This window comes from Bacillus sp. JJ1474 (genome assembly GCF_036965225.1).
Lineage (GTDB): Bacteria > Bacillota > Bacilli > Bacillales > Cytobacillaceae > Cytobacillus.
The window spans coordinates 1-2,830 of the sequence record NZ_JBALPC010000304.1 but is presented as its reverse complement, the minus strand read 5'-3'; the positions used below and the strand labels follow the sequence as shown (position 1 = coordinate 2,830).

Sequence of the window (2,830 nt, the reverse complement as noted above, 5' to 3'; positions counted from 1 at the left end):
GATAATATGTGAACATAGATATAGAGTGGGAGGTTTTATTTTTAAAAATTGGAAAAGCCAAAGGAAATCGATTCCTTTGGCTTTTTAAGCGAGTTAATTATTTCATTGAAATCCAAACACTCTTCACTTCAGTGTAGTTATTTAATGCATAGGATCCCATTTCACGGCCGATTCCGGATTGCTTGTATCCGCCAAACGGAGAAGCTGCATCAAAGGCATTGTAGCAGTTTACCCAAACTGTACCTGCACGCAGTTTATTGGCAATATAATGTGCATTCGCGACATCACGAGTCCAAACACCTGCTGCCAGTCCGTATTCACTGCTATTCGCGCGATTAATTAATTCATCGAGATCATCATATGGAAGGGCAGAAATAACAGGTCCGAAAATCTCTTCCTTCGCAATTGTCATCTCATCACTAACATCAGCGAAAATGGTAGGGGAGACAAAGTAACCTTGTTCTTGTGGCTTTTCACCGCCAACAACAAGCTGGGCACCTTCATTTATGCCCTTTTCGATATAACCTAGTACACGATTTTGCTGTTCGATCGAGACAAGCGGACCAATCTCTGTATCAGCATGAATACCTGCACCTTGTTTAATATTTTTGGCATGGCTTGCCATATCTGCCACAACATTGTCAAAATGCTTCTTCTGTATAAATACGCGAGAACCAGCGCAGCAAACTTGACCTTGGTTAAACATAACCCCATTTAAAGCACCAGGGATGGCTTTTGATAAGTCCGCATCTGGAAGAATGATGTTAGGCGATTTTCCGCCTAGTTCAAGAGTGACTCTTTTTAACGTTTTTGAAGCTCTTTCCATAATCATTTTTCCAACTTCTGTGGAGCCGGTGAATGCAATTTTGTCAACTAGCGGATGATCAACAAGCGGCTGGCCTGCTGTTTCACCAAAACCTGCAACAATATTGACGACACCAGGAGGGAAGCCCGCTTCTTGAATTAATTCTGCTAAATATAATGCTGAAAGAGGCGTTTGTTCGGCTGGCTTAAGTACGATTGTACAGCCTGTAGCAAGTGCCGCTCCCATCTTCCACATTGCCATTAGAAGAGGGAAGTTCCATGGAATAATTTGTCCGACAACTCCCACAGCCTCATGACGAGTATAGTTGAAGAATGGACCATTTACTGGAATGGTTTGACCAACGATTTTCGTAGACCAGCCCGCATAGTAACGCATATGCTCAACAGCTAGCGGAATATCAGCATTAGTTGTTTCACGAATTGGTTTTCCGTTATCTAATGTTTCTAATTGTGCTAATTCAGCAGCATTTTCCTCCATTAAATCTGCTAGCTTATACATGAGTCTGCTTCTTTTTGCAGTTCCCATCTTAGACCATGGACCTTCATCAAAAGCCTTTCTAGCAGCTTTCACAGCAAGGTCGATATCTTCTGGACCAGCTTCGAATACGTTTGCAAGAACCTCCCCAGTGGCAGGATTATATGTTTCAAATGTTTTCTGAGACTTGCTTTCTACAAATTCTCCATTAATATACAAATGTTTTTTACCGCTTAAGAACTTTTCTACCTTCTCTAATAAATTGACTGTTAATTGGCTCATAAAACTCCTCCTTAGAATTGTAGTCTTATGTATTTCATGATGCCATGTTGAGTAGAATTCTTTCGCGAACACCTACAATACAATGGTAACAATTTAATAGTTTAATAATCAACTATAAACATTACAAATATTCTGACACTGTTCGACGAATGCTTACAAATTTTACTAAACAATGAATTGCGATCAATATTTAATGGTAATTTAGGGAATTTTTAGTATTTTTGTAGTAAAATTATAATGATTTTAATAGAAATAATCTCGTTTAGCTAATAAGGATTGAAGAAGGTCGCTATTAAGGAGGGATGTTTATGCGGACCGAAAAGATCTTAGTTGTAGATGATGATCGTGATATTAGGGAGGTCTTGTATCTTTATTTAAATAATGAAGGCTATGATGTTACATTGGCAGATAACGGGGAAAAAGCACTGCTTCTTTTTGGGAGAAAAAATTTTGACTTAATCTTATTGGATGTAATGATGCCGGTAGTAGATGGATTTGAAACATGCCAGTCATTACGGAAAAAATCAAATGTGCCTATTATATTTTTAAGTGCAAAAGAAGACGATATTGATAAAATCCTAGGCTTACGAATTGGTGGGGATGATTATATAACAAAACCGTTTAGCCCAGCAGTATTAGTTGCAAAAATTAAAGCGCAATTAAGAAGAATCAGACAAAATGATTTCGAAAGCAGCAACGAAAAGAAAAATCGGGAAAACGATATTCTTCAATTTCCCGACCTTACAATAGATATAGATCGACATGTGGTACAAAAATGTGGAGAAAAAATCTCACTGCCAGCAAAAGAATTTCAATTATTATGCCTATTAGCTAAGAATGCTGGAAGAGTTTATAGTGTGGAACAACTTTTTCAGCAAATATGGGGTGAAGACAGTCTTGGTGACAATCGTACGGTAATGGTACACGTTAGCAACTTGAGAAAAAAAATTGAACCTGACCCAGTAAAACCCATATATGTACAAACCGTAAGAGGAATAGGGTATAAATTTAACGATGACTTTGAATAGCTGAAGGATTATTTCTTAAAAACTCTTTTATGTCTGTGATTGAAACACCCATTGATTTAGCTTTGATGATAAGGGATAGCCATTCTTTATCCAGTTTTCCATGAATTGCTTTATCGGAAGCTATTGTACTACTATTTAAAGATTGCTCCATATTAACCTCCATTAACAGAATTGATATAGTAATTAGAATATATTAAATATTATAAGTACAGTATAAATT

General features: G+C 37.2%; 3 protein-coding genes. 1 reads left to right on the top strand and 2 read right to left on the bottom strand.

Annotated features, from left to right (window positions below):
* Window positions 1-97 precede the first annotated feature (97 nt).
* The gene (locus V7164_RS25060; protein ID WP_335345956.1) at window positions 98-1,582 is read right to left on the bottom strand and encodes an aldehyde dehydrogenase family protein; all 1,485 of its coding nucleotides are present in this window, start codon (window positions 1,580-1,582) and stop codon (window positions 98-100) included.
* Between the two features lie 308 nt (window positions 1,583-1,890).
* On the opposite strand from V7164_RS25060, the gene V7164_RS25055 reads away from it, so the two are divergent.
* The gene (locus V7164_RS25055) at window positions 1,891-2,610 is read left to right on the top strand and encodes a response regulator transcription factor (RefSeq protein ID WP_335355577.1); all 720 of its coding nucleotides are present in this window, start codon (window positions 1,891-1,893) and stop codon (window positions 2,608-2,610) included.
* On the opposite strand, the gene V7164_RS25050 is transcribed toward V7164_RS25055, so the two are convergent.
* The gene (locus V7164_RS25050) at window positions 2,591-2,761 is read right to left on the bottom strand and encodes an anti-repressor SinI family protein (protein ID WP_335345954.1); all 171 of its coding nucleotides are present in this window, start codon (window positions 2,759-2,761) and stop codon (window positions 2,591-2,593) included. The two genes, V7164_RS25055 and V7164_RS25050, sit on opposite strands and share 20 nt — an antisense overlap.
* Between the last annotated feature and the right edge of the window lie 69 nt (window positions 2,762-2,830).

Bases quoted from the DNA above. Each gene is read 5' to 3' on its own strand.
- V7164_RS25055 (WP_335355577.1), top strand. From the start codon at position 1,891: ATGCGGACCGAAAAGATCTTAGTTGTAGATGATGATCGTGATATTAGG.
- V7164_RS25060 (WP_335345956.1), bottom strand. From the start codon at position 1,582: ATGAGCCAATTAACAGTCAATTTATTAGAGAAGGTAGAAAAGTTCTTA.
- V7164_RS25050 (WP_335345954.1), bottom strand. From the start codon at position 2,761: ATGGAGCAATCTTTAAATAGTAGTACAATAGCTTCCGATAAAGCAATT.